This is a genomic window from Caldimonas mangrovi, from assembly GCF_023721835.1.
In the GTDB taxonomy this organism is placed as follows: Bacteria; Pseudomonadota; Gammaproteobacteria; order Burkholderiales; family Burkholderiaceae_C; genus Caldimonas; species Caldimonas mangrovi.
Map to the genome: position 1 here is coordinate 54,839 of NZ_JAMKFE010000017.1, position 16,268 is coordinate 71,106.

Annotated in this window: 17 protein-coding genes; 6 read left to right on the forward strand and 11 right to left on the reverse strand. The window is 69.4% G+C overall.

The annotated features are described in order from the left end of the window. Positions 1-164 precede the first annotated feature (164 nt). Complete coding sequence (gene leuE, locus M8A51_RS22060; protein WP_251780699.1) at positions 165-809, forward strand: leucine efflux protein LeuE; 645 nt, start codon at positions 165-167, stop codon at positions 807-809. Here the strand turns inward: leuE and M8A51_RS22065 are convergent. Beyond that, the gene (locus tag M8A51_RS22065; RefSeq protein WP_251780700.1) at positions 768-1,487 is read right to left on the reverse strand and encodes a TetR/AcrR family transcriptional regulator; all 720 of its coding nucleotides are present in this window, start codon (positions 1,485-1,487) and stop codon (positions 768-770) included. The two genes, leuE and M8A51_RS22065, sit on opposite strands and share 42 nt — an antisense overlap. On the opposite strand from M8A51_RS22065, the gene M8A51_RS22070 reads away from it, so the two are divergent. After that, on the forward strand, positions 1,486-1,926 hold the full coding sequence (locus M8A51_RS22070; RefSeq protein WP_251780701.1) for a methyltransferase family protein: 441 nt from the start codon (positions 1,486-1,488) through the stop codon (positions 1,924-1,926). The two genes, M8A51_RS22065 and M8A51_RS22070, sit on opposite strands and share 2 nt — an antisense overlap. Before the next feature lie 8 nt (positions 1,927-1,934). On the opposite strand, the gene M8A51_RS22075 is transcribed toward M8A51_RS22070, so the two are convergent. From M8A51_RS22075 to M8A51_RS22095, 5 genes are all read right to left on the reverse strand, one after another. Beyond that, positions 1,935-3,587 (reverse strand): methyl-accepting chemotaxis protein, encoded by a 1,653-nt coding sequence (locus M8A51_RS22075; protein ID WP_280926138.1) that lies wholly within the window; start codon positions 3,585-3,587, stop codon positions 1,935-1,937. A 137-nt stretch (positions 3,588-3,724) separates the two neighbouring features. Continuing rightward, a complete protein-coding gene (locus tag M8A51_RS22080; protein WP_251780702.1) occupies positions 3,725-4,399 on the reverse strand; it encodes a hypothetical protein in 675 nt (224 codons plus the stop codon). A 38-nt stretch (positions 4,400-4,437) separates the two neighbouring features. Next, positions 4,438-4,947 (reverse strand): CBS domain-containing protein, encoded by a 510-nt coding sequence (locus tag M8A51_RS22085; RefSeq protein WP_251780703.1) that lies wholly within the window; start codon positions 4,945-4,947, stop codon positions 4,438-4,440. A gap of 83 nt (positions 4,948-5,030) precedes the next feature. Next, positions 5,031-5,984, reverse strand: coding sequence for a Bug family tripartite tricarboxylate transporter substrate binding protein (locus M8A51_RS22090; RefSeq protein ID WP_251780704.1), 954 nt, complete (start codon positions 5,982-5,984; stop codon positions 5,031-5,033). Beyond that, positions 5,981-6,922: a LysR family transcriptional regulator gene (locus tag M8A51_RS22095; protein WP_251780705.1), complete on the reverse strand. Its 942-nt coding sequence runs from the start codon at positions 6,920-6,922 to the stop codon at positions 5,981-5,983. Before M8A51_RS22095 ends, M8A51_RS22090 begins: the two co-directional genes overlap by 4 nt. 100 nt (positions 6,923-7,022) lie before the next feature. Between M8A51_RS22095 and M8A51_RS22100 the strand changes: the two genes are divergently transcribed. Next, the gene (locus tag M8A51_RS22100; protein ID WP_251780706.1) at positions 7,023-8,381 is read left to right on the forward strand and encodes a hypothetical protein; all 1,359 of its coding nucleotides are present in this window, start codon (positions 7,023-7,025) and stop codon (positions 8,379-8,381) included. Here M8A51_RS22100 and M8A51_RS22105 read toward each other — a convergent pair. Continuing rightward, positions 8,330-9,334 carry a helix-turn-helix transcriptional regulator gene (locus tag M8A51_RS22105; RefSeq protein ID WP_251780707.1) on the reverse strand — a complete coding sequence of 335 codons (1,005 nt, stop codon included), beginning with the start codon at positions 9,332-9,334 and terminating at the stop codon, positions 8,330-8,332. The genes M8A51_RS22100 and M8A51_RS22105 overlap by 52 nt on opposite strands. A 99-nt stretch (positions 9,335-9,433) precedes the next feature. On the opposite strand from M8A51_RS22105, the gene M8A51_RS22110 reads away from it, so the two are divergent. Next, positions 9,434-10,141 carry a glutathione S-transferase family protein gene (locus M8A51_RS22110; protein ID WP_251780708.1) on the forward strand — a complete coding sequence of 236 codons (708 nt, stop codon included), beginning with the start codon at positions 9,434-9,436 and terminating at the stop codon, positions 10,139-10,141. Positions 10,142-10,159: 18 nt separating this feature from the next. Here the strand turns inward: M8A51_RS22110 and M8A51_RS22115 are convergent, their stop codons facing one another. Then, on the reverse strand, positions 10,160-10,909 hold the full coding sequence (locus M8A51_RS22115; RefSeq protein ID WP_251780709.1) for an SDR family oxidoreductase: 750 nt from the start codon (positions 10,907-10,909) through the stop codon (positions 10,160-10,162). A gap of 196 nt (positions 10,910-11,105) precedes the next feature. Here M8A51_RS22115 and M8A51_RS22120 point away from each other — a divergent pair, with 196 nt between their 5' ends. Further along, positions 11,106-12,152: a type IV toxin-antitoxin system AbiEi family antitoxin gene (locus tag M8A51_RS22120; protein WP_251780710.1), complete on the forward strand. Its 1,047-nt coding sequence runs from the start codon at positions 11,106-11,108 to the stop codon at positions 12,150-12,152. Next, positions 12,127-12,960: a nucleotidyl transferase AbiEii/AbiGii toxin family protein gene (locus M8A51_RS22125; protein WP_251780711.1), complete on the forward strand. Its 834-nt coding sequence runs from the start codon at positions 12,127-12,129 to the stop codon at positions 12,958-12,960. The genes M8A51_RS22120 and M8A51_RS22125 overlap by 26 nt, the downstream gene beginning before the upstream one ends. A gap of 35 nt (positions 12,961-12,995) precedes the next feature. Here M8A51_RS22125 and M8A51_RS22130 read toward each other — a convergent pair whose 3' ends face one another. From M8A51_RS22130 to M8A51_RS22140, 3 genes are all read right to left on the reverse strand, one after another. Then, positions 12,996-13,757 carry an ABC transporter permease gene (locus tag M8A51_RS22130; protein WP_251780712.1) on the reverse strand — a complete coding sequence of 254 codons (762 nt, stop codon included), beginning with the start codon at positions 13,755-13,757 and terminating at the stop codon, positions 12,996-12,998. Continuing rightward, the gene (locus tag M8A51_RS22135; protein ID WP_251780713.1) at positions 13,754-14,683 is read right to left on the reverse strand and encodes an ABC transporter ATP-binding protein; all 930 of its coding nucleotides are present in this window, start codon (positions 14,681-14,683) and stop codon (positions 13,754-13,756) included. The genes M8A51_RS22130 and M8A51_RS22135 overlap by 4 nt, the downstream gene beginning before the upstream one ends. 121 nt (positions 14,684-14,804) lie before the next feature. Further along, complete coding sequence (locus M8A51_RS22140; protein ID WP_251780714.1) at positions 14,805-16,259, reverse strand: S8 family peptidase; 1,455 nt, start codon at positions 16,257-16,259, stop codon at positions 14,805-14,807. Between the last annotated feature and the right edge of the window lie 9 nt (positions 16,260-16,268).

A 16,268-nucleotide genomic window follows, 5' to 3' on the forward strand; every position in this document is an offset into this window, starting at 1 on the left:
AAGCGGAATTCATGCGGCAGCAGCGCCGCTGATACGGCACGCCAGCGGTGGCGCCGGGACCGGCGAAGCACGAGAACCCGTCGCCGGCGTATGCACCGGGCGGCACTGCGCCGGCCGCTGCCGTGGAAGAATCGACGCCTGTCTTGTGCCACGCGAGCTGCGCCATGATTTACGGCATCACCGACCTCACCACCTACATCCTCGGCACTGTCTTCATCGTGCTGCTGCCCGGCCCCAACTCGCTCTATGTGATGTCGGTCGCGTCGCGCTGGGGGGTGGCGGCCGGCTACCGCGGCGCCTGCGGCGTGTTTGCCGGCGACGCGATCCTGATGCTGCTGTCGGCCGGCGGTGCCGCGTCGCTGCTGAAAACCACGCCTGCGTTGTTCCTGGCCCTCAAATACGCCGGCGCCGCCTACCTGACGTGGGTCGGCATCGGCCTGCTGCGCTCGGCAGTGGCGACATGGCGCGGCCGCGGCGAACTGGCTCCCGAGGCGGCGCCTGACGCCAGCCGACCTTTTCGCGCCGCGCTGGTCATCAGCCTGATGAATCCGAAGGCCATCCTGTTTTTCGTGTCCTTCTTCATCCAGTTCGTCGACCCGGCCTATGCCCACCCGGAGCTGTCGTTCCTGCTGCTGGGTGCGATCGTGCAGATCTGCAGCGCGGCCTACCTGTCGCTGCTGATTTTCGGCGGCGCCTATCTGGCCCAGCAGTTCCGCCGCCGGCGCCGGCTGGCGGCCGCCGGCACGGGCAGCGTCGGCGGCCTGTTCCTAGGCTTCGGGGCCAAGCTTGCGAGTGCTAGCCTCGGTTAAGTAGCCGCACAGGGCGCGGGCGATCTCATCCGCGAGCGCGGTGTCGCTGACGCCCGGCGGCGGGTTCAGCACGGCCTGGTGCACCAGGCCCTCTCCCACCGTCAGCAGCGTGCGGGTCGCGAGCGCGGCATCGCCGATGCCGAGCGCGCCGGCCCGGGATTCGAGCCACCGGTGCACCTGTTGCGCGACCCGCTGCTTCGCGGGGCTGGCGCTGTCGTGCTGGGCGAGCTGCGGCAGCTCCAGGTGCAGCATGCGCTGCAGTGCGGGCCGATGGCGGTGCACCGCAAGGCTGCGTTGCACGAGGCGGGCGATGGTGTCGCGCAAGGGCACGGCGGCGCCGTCGAGCGCGTCGAGCACCGCGTCGGCGACCTCATCGAGATGGCGTTCGTGCAGTGCCGTCAGCAGCGCCTGCTTGTTGGGAAAGTACTGGTACAGCGAGCCGATGCCGACGCCGGCCACCTCGGCGATGCGGTTGGTGGTCGCGCCCGCCCCTTCGTGGTCGAAAACGCGAGTTGCGGCTTCGAGGATCGCGTCCACCGTGTGCCGCGAACGCTCTTGTGCCGGCTGCTTGCGCGGCGGTTGCGGCCGCAGCGGCGTGCCGGCGGAATGCGAGTTTCTCGGCGCGAGGCGGCTGCCTACAGTGCGTGCATCGCCATTCGACGTGTTCCGCCCTCGCATGAAAAAGCTCCTTCCACCGGTTCTGTTTGCCCTGTGCGCCGCAGCGATGTTCGCGGCGGAGCGCGTGCCCGGCGCCGACGCCCTACCCACCACCGGCCGGCTGGGCGGGGCGGCGGCGGTCGCTGCAGGGCTGGTGCTGCTGGTCGCCGCCCGGGTGCAGTTTGCCAGGGCGCGCACCAACGTCTACACCTTCGACGAGCCGGGGCAACTGGTGACGGGCGGCGTGTTCCGGCTCAGCCGGCATCCGATGTATCTCGGCTTCACGCTGGTGCTGCTGGGGCTGGCGCTGTGCCTGCGCTCGGTGCCCGCGCTGGGGCTGGCGGCGGCCTTCGCGGGGGTGGCCGACCGCTGGTACATCGCGTTCGAGGAACGCTGGCTGCGCAGCAAGTTCGGGCCGGCGTACCTGGAGTACGCGGCCCGCACGCGCAAGTGGTTCTGATCAGGGCCTCAGGCCGCGGCCCAGCCCATCGCCGGCCGGGACGGTGCCGTCCCGACACGAGCGGTCGGCGCGTCCTGCAGCGGCGCCCCGCCTTCGTTGCGCAGACGGAACACCGCGACCGCGCCGGCCAGCTGCTGCGCCTGATCGCGCAGCGACTGTGCCGCGGCGGCCGACTCCTCGACCAGCGCCGCGTTCTGCTGCGTGACGAGATCGAGCTGCGCCACGGCCTGGTTGACCTGCCCGATGCCGTCGCGCTGCTCTTCGGCGGCGGTGGCGATGTCGCCGATCAGGGTCGAGACGCGGCGCACGCTCTGCACGATCTCCTGCATCGCCTCGCCCGTCTGCGCGACGAGCTGTTCGCCGGCCTCGACGTTGTCGACCGACGTGCCGATCAGGCTCTTGATCTCGCGCGCGGCCTGCGCCGAGCGCTGGGCCAGCGTGCGCACCTCGCCGGCCACGACCGCGAAGCCGCGGCCCTGCTCGCCGGCGCGCGCCGCTTCGACGGCCGCGTTCAGCGCCAGGATGTTGGTCTGGAACGCGATGCCGTCGATGACGCCGATGATGTCGGCGATCTTGCGCGAACTGGCGGTGATCTGCTGCATGCTGCCGACCACCTGCGCGACGACCTCGCCGCCGCGTGCAGCGGCCTCGGCGGCGGACACCGCCAGCTGGTTGGCCTGCCGTGCGTTGTCGGCGGACTGGCCGACGGCCGCCGTCATCTCTTCCATCGAGCTGGCGGTCTGCTGCAGGCTGGAGGCCATCTGCTCGGTGCGCGACGACAGGTCGTGGTTGCCGGCGGCGATTTCGGTCGAGGCCGTGCGGATGGAATCGGTTGACAGCCGCACCTGGGACACCGTGCCCGAGAGTGAGCCGACCATCTGCTGCACCTGTCCCATCAGGCTGCCGGCCGGCGCGGCCCGCACGGTGACCGACAGGTCGCCCCGGGCGACGGCCGACATCGTCGCGATCGCCTCGGCGGGCTCGCCGCCCAGCTGCGTCAGCACGCTGCGAGCGATCAGCACCCCGGCGCCACCGACGATGACCAGCAGCACCACGCCGACGACGAGGTCGCGCACCACTTCGGCCGCGATGACGGCGCCGACATCGTCCATGTACAGACCGGCACCGACGACCCAGTTCCACTGCGGCACGCTGATCACGTACTGCAGCTTCGGCACCGGCTCTGTGCTGCCCGGGCGCGGGAAGTGGGTGTCGACGAAGGCGCGGCCGTTGGACGAGGCACGCACGGCAGCGCTCAAGTCTTTCAGCGTGTAGCGGCCCAGGCCGTCCTTGAGCTTGTCGGCCATGTTCTGGCCCATCCACTCCGGCTTGATCGGGTGCATCACCGAAACGCCGTCCATGGTCCAGGCGTAGAAGTATTCGCTGCGGCCGTCCGCGCCGCCGAAGCGTGCGCCGCGAATCGCCTCGCGTGACGCGGCCTGCGCGTCCTCGACGCTGATCTTGCCGGCGGCGGCGAGTTGCTGGTAGTGGGTGACCGCGTTGTGCACGGACTCCACGGCGGCTTGCAGCGCGTCGCGGCGCATCTGCAGGATGCCGTTGCGTGACTTCAGTGCGGACAGGGTGACGAGGCAGACGACACCGATGACTGCCGAGACGACGAGCAGGCCGATACGGCGCTTGAAGGACCAGGTGTTGAGCATAGGAAGCCGAAGACGGACGCCGCGCGGGCGCAAAGATGAAAACGGGATACAGCCTTCCGTTTTCGGCCGCGCGGCGCCTGACTTGAGCGCACGATTTCACACTGCGCCGCGTTCTCGTCGCGGCGCCTGCCGGCAGCTCACATCGGCAGCTGGCTCGAGCGCTCCTGCCGCTCGTACGGCGTCAGCATCTCGCCGCTGTCGGTGGCGTCTTCCCGGCGCTGCTGCAACGCGGCGCCCAGGCGCTGCGTCTGCTGCCGCAAGGTCGGCACCAGGCTGTCGCGCCCGGTCATCGAGCGGTACACCAGGGCCGCACCGGCCGCCACGGTCAGCAGCTGGCCCAGGAAAGAGGCCCGCCGGCGCGTCATCAGCCACAGCCCGGCGCCCAGCGTGACCCAGTGCTCGCCGGGCAGGCTGTCGCGCGCGGCGTCCATCTGTTGCCAGCGCTGCAGCCGTTCGCGTGCCGAGGACGCCAGCTCGCTGCCCCGCTGCAGGGCCTGGTCGGCCCGCTCGCGCAGCAGCGCCGCCTGCGCGTTGCGCGAGGCGTCTTCGCCACCGGTGTCATGCCCTGCCGAGGCGCCCAGGCCCGAATCGCGGTCGGACGCGAGGCCGGTGCCGCGCAGCGGGCCGTCCGAATCGGAGCGCACTTCCGGCGACACCAGCCCCTCGGGGTGCGAAGTGCTGGCGCCTTGGCGCAGCTCGCGCGGCACGCGCAGGTCGCTGTCGCCGAGGCCGGCGTTGTAGGGGGTGCCGGTCAGGTCGTTGCCGGCGCGGGGGGTGTTCGGGCCGGAGCGGCCCGTGTCGGATGTCGCCATGAGTAGTCTCCTTCGGGTATGAATGAAAGCGGCAGCGCTCACTCGGGCATCGCGCCCGGCACGCCGGGCGACCAGCGCTTCGGCCGTGCGCGACGGCCCACCGCCTGTTCGCGGGTGCGGTCGGACCCGGAAGGCAGCGAGATCTCGGCGAGCGCGGCGATGGCCGCCTGCGGTGCAGCCTTGGTTGCGACGTCGCCGAGCGAGAGCATCCCGACCAGCTGGCGCTGGCGGTCGAGCACCGGCATGCGGCGGATTTGCAGACGCTGCATCGAGTCGGTCACTTCTTCCAGCAACTGGTCCTCGTAGCAGCAGTGCACGTCGCCGGTCATCACGTCCTGCAGCGGCGTGCGGTCTGCCGGCAACGCACGGGCGGCGGCGCGCACGACGATGTCGCGGTCGGTGACGATGCCGACGACACGGTTGCGCCGGCACACCGGCAGCGCGCCGACGTTGAGGTCGTCCATGGCCTGGGCAGCGCTCCGAAGGTTGTCGCCGGGCGCCATCGCATGCGCGCCGCGCGTCATCACGTCGGAAACCTGGGTTTTCATGGCGGCTCCTGGAGTAAGGGGGAATCCGCTCAAAAGCGGAGCTTCCGCCGTATCGGGCAATCCGCGTACCGGGTGCCGGTGCGTCAACGGGCCGGCTTCAGCGCCCGGAAATCCAGCGCCTGCTGCCGCAGGAAGTGTTCGAACGCGGCCGTGCTGCGGCCGGCCGGCAGGTTGTTGGCGGCCTGCAGGCGCTGCTGCAGCACCGGCTCGCGCAAGGCGGCAGCCACCGTCGCATGGATCTTCGCGACCACACCGGCCGGTGTGCGGCCCGGCGCGAACAGCCCGAATACCGACGACAGGTTGGCTGCCGCGAAACCGGCCTCGGCCAGTGTCGGCACCCCGGGCAGCACCGGCAGCCGTTGCGGCGCGCCGACCGCGAGCGGCGTGAAGCGGCCATCGGCCACGTAGTGCAGCTGCAGCGGCGCGACATTCGTCGACAGCACCTCGAACTGGCCGCCCAGTGCATCGTTCAACTGCGGGCCGCCGCCCTTGTACGGAATGTGCGTGATCTCGACAGCCGCCGAGCGGCATACCAGCTGCCACACCAGGTGACCCAGCGTGCCGGTGCCCGACGTGGCCCAGCGCAACGCGCCGGGGCGCTGGCGGGCGTCGTCCAGCAACGCGGCCAGCGTGGCACCCGGCCAGGCCGGCGTGCCGACGACGATCAATGGCGTGTGCATCACGTCGATCACCGGCGCGATGTCGCGCAGGGGGTCGAAGCCGGTGCGGGTCAGCAGCGGTGCAAGCGTCAGGGTGCTGGCGGCTGCAAAGCACAAGGTGTGGCCGTCGGGCTCGGCGCGTGCGAGAGCGTCCATCGCCAGCACGCCACCGGCACCCGGCCGGTGTTCCACCCGCACCGGCACGCCCAGCCTCGGCGCCAGCAGGTCGGCCAGCGTGCGCGCGGTCTCGTCGCTGATGCCGCCCGGCGCATAGGCGACCAGCAGGCGCAGCGGTTGGGCCGGCCACGGCGCTTCGGCGAACACGGCGGGCGCAGCACCGAGGGCTGCGACGCAGAACTGCCGCCGGCCCAGTGTCATCGGGACGCCCTTTGCGCTCGCCGGTACGTCGGCTGCGCGAGGCTGCGCAGCAGGGCCGCGAAGGTCACGGTCGGCCCGGCGTTGTCGGCACTGCGATGCACCAGCGTCAGGGGGACGTCGAGCCGGCGGCTTTCCTTCAGCGGGCAGTAGACGATGGCGTCCGCGTGCACGCCCTGCATCGAGGCCGGCACCACCGAGATGCCGGCACCGGCAGCGACGAGATTCAGGTTGGTCAGCATGCGGCCGACCTCGGCGACCACCTTCGGGCGCACCTGCTGCTCGTCACACAGCGCGAGCAGGTTGGCATACAGCCCGGCCGCGCCGGGCCGGCGCACCAGGATCAGCGCCTCGCCGTGCAGCTCGCGGATGGCGACGGGCCGCGGCCGCCCTGCGCGCCCGCTGCGCGCCAGCCGGTGACCGACCGGCACGGCGACGACGGCGTCTTCATGCAGCAGCGGCTCGAACACCAGCCCGGCCGGCCGCTCGACCGGCACCCGCAGCAGCCCGCAATGCAGCCGCCCCGACGCAACCGCGTCGGTGATGGCCGCGGCGTTGTCCTCGCTCAGTTCGAGCACGAGGTCCGGGTAGCGCTGGCGGCACTCGCGCAAGGCGCGCGGCGTGAAGGCATGGGCCGCGGCCGAACTGGTGAAGCCCACCGACAACAACCCGCGCTTGCCTTCGGCCAGCAGCTGCATGCGCTCGCGCAGCGCGTCGGCATCGCGTAGCAGCCGCTCGGCGTCGGCCTGCAGCGTGCGGCCCGCTTCCGTCAGGCTCACGCCCTTCGGGTGGCGCAGGAACAGCGGCAGCCCGAGTTCGGTTTCGAGCGCCTTGATCTGCTGGCTGAGCGGCGGCTGCTGAATGCCGAGCTGCTCGGCGGCGCGTGTCATGTGGCCGCTCTGGGCGACGGCGACGAAGTAGCGCAAGTGGCGAAGCTCCATACGACCATCGTATCAAGTCGAGAGCTTGCGCATCTTTGACGTCTGGGAAGCCGCTTTCTACGATGCGCCGCATACCTTACGACAACACTGGAGACAAAACATGCCACAGCTTTCCTGGCACGCGGCCACGCTCGCGGCCGCCGTGCTGGTCCTCGCCGGCTGTGCGAGCACTGCGCCCGACACGGCCGCCCTGCAGGAGGCCGCCCCTGCGCCCGCCGCCTGCCCCCCGGGGGTGCCGGCCGAGGTGCGCTGCCTGGCCGGACAGGACAGCGCCGGTGCCCACTACCTGATCGCGATGCCGCCCGCCTGGAACGGCGTGCTGGTGCTGCACGCCCACGGCGGGCCGGCGCTCGGTGCGCCGACGGCCAAGCGCACGCAGGACGATCTGACGCGCTGGTCCATCATGGTCAAGGCCGGCTACGCCTGGGCCGGCTCCAGCTTCCGCCAGGGGGGCGTCGAGGTGCGTGCCGCCGCCGAGGACACCGAGCGGCTGCGCCGCCTCTTCGTTGCGCACGTGGCCAAGCCGCGCCGCACGGTGCTGCATGGTCAGTCGTGGGGTGCCAACGTGGCGGCCAAGGGCGCCGAAATGTACACCGCCAGGAGCCTGGGCCGCCCGCCCTACGACGCCGTGCTGCTGACCAGCGGCGTGCTCGGCGGCGGCACGCGCTCGTATGATTTCCGCACCGACCTGCGCGCGGTCTACCAGTACCTGTGCGGCAACCACCCGCGTCCCGGCGAGCCGGCCTACCCGCTCAACATCGGCCTGCCGGCCGGCGTCAAGCTGCCGCGGCCCGAACTCAACGCACGCGTCAATGAATGCCTGGGCCTCGACAAGCCGGCCGCGCAGCGCAGCGCCGAGCAGCAGCGCAAGGTGCGCACCCTCGTCGACGTGATCCGCATCCCGGAAAGCTCGATCACCGCGCACCTGGCGTGGGGCACGTACCACTTCCAGGACATCGTGCAGCAGCGCACCGGCGGCACCAGCCCCTTCGGCAACATCGGCGTGCGCTACAGCGGCTCGGGCGACGACGCAGCACTCAATGCAGACGTGCCGCGCCTGCGTGCCGACCCGAACGCCGTGCGGCGGCTGGCCGAAGACACCGACCTCGACGGCCGCATCCCGGTGCCGGTGCTGACGGTCAAGGGCATCGGCGACCCCACCGCCTTCGTCGAGCTCGACGCGTATTTCAAGCAGACCATGGAGCGCGGCGGCAGCGCCGGGCGGCTGGTGCAGACCTACACGCGGCACGACGCGCACAGCTATCTGAGCGACCCGACCTATCCCACGCTGATGAGCGCATTGCTTGCCTGGGTGGAGCGCGGCAACAAGCCGACGCCGGCCGGCATCGCGGCGCAATGCGCGAAGGCGGAGGCGAACTTCGGCCCCGGCTGCGCCTTCGTCCCCGACTACGTGCCGCCAGCGCTCGAAACCCGGGTGCCCGCGCGCGAGCGACCCTGAGGCGGCGGGCCCGCCTGCTGCAGCAGCCGTTGCGCATGCGCGTGCACGGCGTCGCGCAGCGCCGGGGGCGACAGCACCGTGAAGCTGCAGCGCAGCCGCGCCAGTTGCCGCGCGAACCACACCAGGCTGTCGGTGCGCGCCTGCAGCAGCACGCCCTGCTCGGCCGGCACCAGCGCGCCGATCTGCTCGCCGAGCTCGGTCATCGCCTCGGCCAGATCGGTGTGCAGCAGCACGCTCACGGCCGTCTCGCGCGGCAGCGCCGCGATGCTGCGCGTCAGGTGCGCGGCCGCATCGAAATGCTCCGGCCGGGCGAAGCTCGCAGCGACCCACTGCACCCCGCCGATCCGGTCCAGCCGGAACGATCGCAAGTCTCGCCGCAGGTGGCAGTGGCCGCTGACGTACCAGTGCCCGCGCCTGAACACCAGCCCGTAAGGGTCGACATCGCGCGCCGTCGCGGCCTGGCCCTCGGCGCGGTAGTCCAGCCGGACGCGCCGCGCCGAGCGGATTGCCTCCGCCAGCCGGGCGAGCGCTTCCTCGTTCACCGCCGCGGGCGCCGCCGGCAGGTCGACCGTGGCGGTTTCGCCGAGTGCGCGCATGCGGGCCTTCAACGGCGCCGGCATCACTCGCTCCAGCTTCGCCTGCGCACTCTCGATCGCCGGGGCGGATTGCGCCAGCCCGAGCCGCCGTGCCGCCACCAGCCCGAGCCCCACCGCCAGCGTCTCCTCGTTCGTGAACATCAGCGGCGGCATCTTGTAGCCGGCCACCAGCATGTAGCCGCCGTAGCGTCCCCGCTCGGCCGTGATCGGGATGCCCAGGTCTTCCAGCATGGCGATGTAGCGGCGCAGCGTCCGGCCATCGACCTGCAGCCGCTCGGCCAGTTCGGCACCGGTCATGCGGCGGTGGGTCTGCAGCAGCTCGAGCAGCGCGAGCACGCGCGTGGTGGGCCGGGTCATCTCGCGATGGTGTGTTCGATATAGGGCGGAATCTAGCCTAATACGACCTTAAGGTGCGTGTCGCGGTGACGTTGCCGCGCTTCACTGGACCTTCAGACCATGGAACCCATCCTCTTCTACGGCGTCCCCCAGGGGTGCTCGTTCGGCTCGATCGTCGCCCTCGAATGGCTGGGCCGGCCCTACCGCCTGTGCCGCATCGAGATGCTGCAGCAGCCCTGGCCGGCTGGGTACGCGCGCATCAATCCCATGTTCCAGACGCCTGCGCTGCTGACGGCCGAGGGCCGGCCCCTGGCCGAAAGCCTGGCGATCCTGCAGCACCTGGCCGCGCAGGACCTGGGGCCGCAAGGGCTCGGCCATGTGCAGGGCACGCCCGGCTTCGACCGGCTCAACGAGGTGCTGGCTTTCCTCAACACCGATTTCTTCGCGGCCTTCGGCCCCTTGTGGCTGGCTTATGAGCGCGAGGATCTCGACGACGGCAAGAAAGCCTTGTTGCGCACGCTGGGTGCCGAGGCCGTGCGCAAATGCTTCGCGGCGCTCGACGGCCTGCTGGCCGGGCGCGAGTGGCTGGTCGGCGAGCGGCGCAGCGTCGCAGACGCCTACCTCGCCGGGATTGCGCGCTGGGCCGGATACCACCGGCTGTTCGACCTCGGCGCCGAGTATCCGAACGTCGCCCGGCACCTCGGCAAGCTGCACGCCGACCCGGCGGTGGCCTTCGCCGATGCCATCGAACGCAAGGCGCCGTCGACCTCGGTCGGCGCCTTCCGCGGCCACGTGAGCCTCGACGACGCACTGCAAGGCTTGCGCTGAGCCTTCACCGCGCCGTCGCTACACCGACACCATGCCGCCGTCGACCAGCATCTCGCTGCCAACCATGTACGACGACGCGTCCGACGCGAGGAACAGCACTGCTTCGGCGATCTCCTTGGGGTCGCCGAAGCGCTGCAGCGGCACCTGCTGCCGGATGCCCTCGGCCATCTGTTCCAGTTGTTCCACCGGCAGGCCCAGCTTGCCGTAGATCGGCGTCGTCACCGGCCCCGGACTGACCGCGTTGACGCGGATGCCGCGGCCGACCAGCTCGCCGGACAGCGTGCGGGCCAGCGAGCGCAAGGCGGCCTTGGTGGCCGCATAGACGCTCGAGTGCGGCATGCCCAGGTGCGCGTTGATCGAGCTGTTCAGCACCACCGATGCCGGGTCGGCGAGCACCGGCAGCAGCGCCTGCAGCAGGAAAAACGGGCCCTTGAGATTGGTCGCGAACGAGCGATCGAAGCTGGCCTCGTCCCACTGCTCCAGCGGCCGGAAGTCGCCGATGCCGGCATTGACGAACACCACGTCCAGCCGGCCCAGCGATTCCCGCACGGTCGCCGCGAGCCGGGCCTGCTCTGGCGGAGCACCGGCATCGCAGCGCAGTACCAGCGCGTGCTCGCCCAGCTCGCGGCGGGCAGCCTCGAGCGTGTCGGGGTTGAATCCGGTCACCGCAACACGTGCGCCCTCGTCGATGAACAGCCGTGCCGTGGCCAGCCCGATGCCGGTGGTGCCGCCGGTGATCAGTGCGGTCTTGCCTTGAAGTCTTTGCATGAAGGTCTCCCGAAAAAAAGACAGGAGACCAGTCTGGCGTGGCGGCCGCGGCATGGCTCGCCGGTATCGGACCTGTCGTCGCCACTGTTCATGCTTTGATCATGTTCATCTTTTTTGAACAAAGAGAAAACTTGAACATTCAGTCGATTGCGTTCAAAATCTGCCCGTGTTCATGAAACATGAACAACGTCAAAATATGAACAAAACCGACGAAACATTGATCTCCCTCGCTGCTCGGTCCCTCGAGGACCTGGGGTTGGCTTTACGCGTTCAGCAAACGACGAAAACGGCCCAGGCCCATCAAGGGAACGCCCTATGGCAGCTGGGCCGTGGCAAAGAACGGGTTCACTATGCCGTCGAAGTGAAGCGCGGCCTGACGACGCACACCCTGGGCGCGACGTTGGCGCAACTGCAGCACACCAGACAGGCAGCGGGGCGTCCTGCCCTGCTCGTCACCGACCACGTTCCTCCCGAGCTGGCGCAGAAACTGCGCGAACAGCGTCAGCAGTTCGTCGATGCATCGGGCAACGCCTATCTCGACACTCCGGGCTTGCTGGTCTTTGTCGCCACACAAAAAAGCAAGCTGAAGGCGCCGGTTCCCAAAGGGCAGTCCCTGACGGTTGCGGGGCTGAAGACATTGTTCGTGCTGATCAGCGACCCTGCGTTGGCAGACGCACCACAAAGGGCCATTGCCGCCGCCGCCGGGGTTGCGTTGGGTGCGGTCCCAGGCGTACTGAGCGATTTGAAGGACGCGGGCCATCTGCTGGCATCCGGCAGGCGTCGCCGAATGGACGCAACAAAGCGCCTGCTCGACCAGTGGGCTGCCGACTACGCCAGGAAGTTGCGCCACAAGACCCTGACGGCGCGCTACGCCGCGCCTGGATTCGATGCCTGGCCGAAGTGGCAGATCGACGCCCCAACCACCCGGTGGGGGGGGGAGCCTGCCGCCCATCTGCTGGTACAACACCTGAAACCGGCAGTGCTCACCCTGTACACGCACAGGCTGACGCCCAGACTGCAGGTCGAGCAGCGGCTCACCCCGGCAGGGCCGCACGCTGAGCAGCATGTACTGGAGATCCGCCGGCCGTTCTGGGGTCTGCTCGCGCAGAGCGGCACCCGCGATGACCTGGTCCCGCCGGCTCTTGTCTATGCGGATCTGCTCGCCACTGGTGATGCACGCTGTATCGAAACCGCTCAGCTCGTCTATGACCGTTACCTTGCTCGACTTCTCCCGGACCGATGAACTGCGCCTACAAGGCCAAGTGACGGCCGAGGTTCAAACGGCTGCAGAGACGCTGGGCATAGGCCTGCTTGTCGCCGGCGCATTCGCGCGTGACCTGCATCTTTTCTATCGTTTCGGCATCGAAACCCGCCGGCGTACCGAAGACATCGATTTCGCATTGACCGTGCCGGACTGGAGCGCATTTGCAGAGCTCCGGCACCGCCTCACCCGCTCGGGTGCGTTTCGCGAGGACGGCAAGACGCAGCATCGGCTTCGCCATGTCGGCGGTCTGCCTGTCGACCTGGTGCCTTACGGCGGGGTCGAAACAGTCGCTCGCACGATTCAATGGCCGCCCAGCGGCGACATGGTGATGGAAGTCTTTGGCTTTCGCGAAGCGATGGCAAGCGCGGACGTCGTTGCCTTGCCGGGCGTTGACCGGTGCCGCGTCGTTTCGTTGCCGGCGTTGGCTTTGCTCAAGCTGGTCTGCTGGCAGGACCGGCACTACCGCGAGCCCAAGAAAGACGCTCACGACCTGCATCTGATCCTCGAGAACTATCTTGCCGCAGGCAACGAACCACGCCTCTGGGACGAGTTCGGCACGTGGACGCAGGAAGACGACTTTTCATACGAACTCGCTGGCGCTCGCATGCTGGGCCACGACGTGCGTCAGTTGTTGACACAGGACAGCATCGGGCGCGTGAGCAAAGTGCTCGAAGAGCAGTCCAGCACGGACCATCCAGGACGCCTGTCCTCGGAAATGCGACCGCACGCGCCTGATTCAGCTCGCGGCTTGATCGGAGGGATGCTGCGCGGCTTTGCCGGCTCGTAGTTGCTCGCCGAGCGCAACGTCGACAACGGCCGCCGTCAAGCCTTCAGCTTGTACCCCGTGCGCAGGATCCACGCCGCGATGGCGACGAAGCTCACCGCGAAGGCCAGTGTCATCGCGAAGCTGATGCCGATGCTGACATCGCCCGAGCCGTAGAAGCTCCAGCGGAAGCCGCTCACCAGGTAGACCACCGGGTTGAACAGCGACACCGTCTGCCACATCGGCGGCAGCATGTTGATCGAGTAGAAGCTGCCGCCCAGGAAGGTCAGCGGCGTGATCACCAGCAGCGGGATCAGCTGCAGCTTCTCGAAGCCGTCGGCCCAGATGCCGATGACGAAGCCGAGCAGGCTGAAGGTGACGGCCGTGAGCACCAGGTAGAACAGCATCCAGAACGGGTGCTCGATGCGCAGCGGCACGAACAGCGCCGCGGTGGCGAGGATGATGACGCCGAGGATGATGGACTTGGTGGCCGCCGCGCCGACGTAGCCGAGCAGGATCTCGAAGTACGACACCGGTGCCGACAGCAGTTCGTAGATGGTGCCGCTGAACTTCGGGAAGTAGATGCCGAACGATGCATTCGAGATGCTCTGCGTCAGCAGCGACAGCATGATCAGCCCCGGCACGATGAAGGCGCCGTAGTTGACGCCGTCGATCTCGGGGATGCGCGAACCGATCGCGGCGCCGAAGACGACGAAGTACAGCGACGTCGACAGCACCGGCGAGACGATGCTTTGCAGCAGCGTGCGCCAGGTGCGGGCCATCTCGAAGTGGTAGATCGCGCGGACGGCGTGGACGTTCATGCGTGGGACTCCTTGACCAGGCTCACGAAGATGTCTTCGAGCGAGCTCTGCGTGGTGTGCAGGTCGGTCGGCACGATGCCGGCACCGTTCAGTTGCTGCAGCAGTGTCGTCACGCCGGTGCGCTCGGACTGCGCGTCGTAGGTGTAGGTCAGCTCGGTGCCGCCCTTGGCGAGTTCGAGCCGGTAGGCCTCCAGCCCCGGCGGCACGCTGTCCAGCGGCTGGGCCAGCTGCAGCGTCAGCTGCTTCTTGCCGAGCTTGCGCATCAGCTCGGTCTTGTCCTCGACCAGGATGATCTCGCCCTTGCTGATCACGCCCACCCGGTCGGCCATCTCCTCGGCTTCCTCGATGTAGTGCGTGGTCAGGATGATGGTGACCCCGGTCTCGCGCAGCCGGCGCACCAGCGCCCACATGTCGCGCCGCAGGCTGACGTCGACGCCGGCGGTCGGCTCGTCGAGGAACAGCACCTGCGGCTCGTGCGACAGCGCCTTGGCGATCAGCACGCGCCGCTTCATGCCACCGGACAGCGTCATGATCTTGCTGTCCTTCTTCTCCCACAGCGACAAGTCCTTCAGCACGCGCTCGATGTGCGCCGGCGCGGGCGGCTTGCCGAACAGACCGCGGCTGAACGAAACGGTGGCCCAGACGGTCTCGAACGCGTCGGTGGTCAGCTCCTGCGGCACCAGCCCGATCAGCGAGCGTGCCGCGCGGAAGTCGGTGCCGATGTCGTGGCCATCGACCAGCACGCGTCCTTCGGTCGGCCGCACGATGCCGCAGATGGTGCCGATCAGCGTGGTCTTGCCGGCACCATTGGGGCCGAGCAGCGCAAAGATCTCGCCACGGCGGATCTCGAGGTCGATGCGCTTGAGCGCATGCAGCCCCGAGGCATAGGTCTTGGAAAGCTGCGAGACGGAGATGATGGAGGACATGGGCAGTCGAAGCGGCGGGTCGACCGCGAATGATGAACGAGTTTGCTGCCTCGTGCTGAGCTACGAGAACCCGTAGGCTGGCGATGGCCGGCGCCGGGTGGACGTTCAGGCTTGACGGCCGTCAAAGATCCGACTCCTGCGCCAGCTCCGACAGGGCCGGCAGGTCGGCTTGCAGCAACGCGTCGGCCTGGTAGACGCCGCTGCCGTAGTCGCGCCGGTTCCAGCCCTCGGGAGTGCTGGCCGTCTCGGCGACCAGCCTCTTGAAGGCGGCTGCCCGGGCCCAGCGCTTGCTGCCATAGGCGGCTTCCAGTTCGGGGCCGCGATGCGCGAGCCACAGCACCGCGATACCGGCGCACAAGGCCGTCGCATACGAGGTACCGCTGCCAGGCCCTGCGATGCGGTAGCGTTCCACACCGTCGGTCACCTCGGTGGTGGCGCGGCGGATGGCATCGGCCGGGCCGCTGACATCGACCGTCGGTCCGCGCGATGCCCCGCGCCACGGGTGCAGATCCATGCCGTTGGAAGTGGTGGCGCCGCCCAGCGTCACGACGCAGCGGAAGCGCCCCGGATACACCACGGGCCGCACCATGTTGCCCGCAGCCGCGCAGATGATCACGCCCCGCCGGTAGGCAGCGGTGATGGCCGCGGCGACCGGCTTGCTTCGCCGCGCGGCACCGAGGCTGATGCTGATGACACTCGCGCCCTTCGCCACGGCGTCGTCGATCGCCGCCGCCAACAGCCCTTGCGCACGATCGATCAGCACCCAGTCGGTGATGCGGTAGGGAATCACCGCGGCGCCCGGTGCGGCGCCGAAGAACGGTGACTCGATCGGCACATGGGGCGCGAACAGGCCGCACAGCAGCGAGCCGGTGCGCGTACCGTGGCCGCCGGAAGGGCCGGCATGGTTGTCGCGCGGGCCCCGATGCTCGGAGGCGGCATTCCAGGTGCCCGGCAAGCGGCCCAGGTCGTCCGGCTCGACGCGCCGGCGCCAGAAATTCACCCCCAGCTGCGGCAGCAGCCAGGGGCCGGCCGGGCAGCCCCAGCCGAACACCGGGTGTTCGGTGTAGCCGGTGTCGATGTGGGCCACCTTGATGTGTGCGTACCGGGCCGGCCCTTCCGGCCCCAGGAGGGCCCAGGCCTCGGGCAGCCGTGTGGCCGCCACGTGCCAGTCGAGCTTGATCTCGCGGCCCTGGTACCAGGCCGTGCGCCAGTAGGTCGGCGCGGCGATCGCGTCGAGTCTGCGTGCGCCGGAGACCGGCGACGCATGCGCCTCGTGCATCAGGGCCGACTGCTCGTAGGCACCGGCGTCCAGCGTGTTGAAGCTGACGACACCGGCCTGCATCAGTGCGATGCGTTCGTCGCGCCCGGCCGACCGCAGCGCCGGTGTCACGTCGGGTGCCAGCGCAAACCAGTCTTCATGGGTGCGGCTCAGCAGCGAGCCGACCATCATCGGCAGGCGTCGCTGCACGGCGGCCTCGAAGGCCTCGGGCGTCACACCGGGGCCGAGACGGACCAGCTCGACCGTCACGCCGGCCAGCACGTCATGCTCGCGGGCGGCTGTTTTGCTTCGGGTCACGTGCGCAGC

Bases quoted from the DNA above. Each gene is read 5' to 3' on its own strand.
- M8A51_RS22065 (WP_251780700.1), bottom strand. From the start codon at position 1,487: ATGCGAGGGCGGAACACGTCGAATGGCGATGCACGCACTGTAGGCAGC.
- M8A51_RS22075 (WP_280926138.1), bottom strand. From the start codon at position 3,587: ATGCTCAACACCTGGTCCTTCAAGCGCCGTATCGGCCTGCTCGTCGTC.
- leuE (WP_251780699.1), top strand. From the start codon at position 165: ATGATTTACGGCATCACCGACCTCACCACCTACATCCTCGGCACTGTC.
- M8A51_RS22130 (WP_251780712.1), bottom strand. From the start codon at position 13,757: ATGAACGTCCACGCCGTCCGCGCGATCTACCACTTCGAGATGGCCCGC.
- M8A51_RS22135 (WP_251780713.1), bottom strand. From the start codon at position 14,683: ATGTCCTCCATCATCTCCGTCTCGCAGCTTTCCAAGACCTATGCCTCG.
- M8A51_RS22095 (WP_251780705.1), bottom strand. From the start codon at position 6,922: ATGGAGCTTCGCCACTTGCGCTACTTCGTCGCCGTCGCCCAGAGCGGC.
- M8A51_RS22080 (WP_251780702.1), bottom strand. From the start codon at position 4,399: ATGGCGACATCCGACACGGGCCGCTCCGGCCCGAACACCCCCCGCGCC.
- M8A51_RS22085 (WP_251780703.1), bottom strand. From the start codon at position 4,947: ATGAAAACCCAGGTTTCCGACGTGATGACGCGCGGCGCGCATGCGATG.
- M8A51_RS22110 (WP_251780708.1), top strand. From the start codon at position 9,434: ATGGAACCCATCCTCTTCTACGGCGTCCCCCAGGGGTGCTCGTTCGGC.
- M8A51_RS22120 (WP_251780710.1), top strand. From the start codon at position 11,106: ATGAACAAAACCGACGAAACATTGATCTCCCTCGCTGCTCGGTCCCTC.
- M8A51_RS22115 (WP_251780709.1), bottom strand. From the start codon at position 10,909: ATGCAAAGACTTCAAGGCAAGACCGCACTGATCACCGGCGGCACCACC.
- M8A51_RS22090 (WP_251780704.1), bottom strand. From the start codon at position 5,984: ATGACACTGGGCCGGCGGCAGTTCTGCGTCGCAGCCCTCGGTGCTGCG.
- M8A51_RS22100 (WP_251780706.1), top strand. From the start codon at position 7,023: ATGCCACAGCTTTCCTGGCACGCGGCCACGCTCGCGGCCGCCGTGCTG.
- M8A51_RS22105 (WP_251780707.1), bottom strand. From the start codon at position 9,334: ATGACCCGGCCCACCACGCGCGTGCTCGCGCTGCTCGAGCTGCTGCAG.
- M8A51_RS22070 (WP_251780701.1), top strand. From the start codon at position 1,486: ATGAAAAAGCTCCTTCCACCGGTTCTGTTTGCCCTGTGCGCCGCAGCG.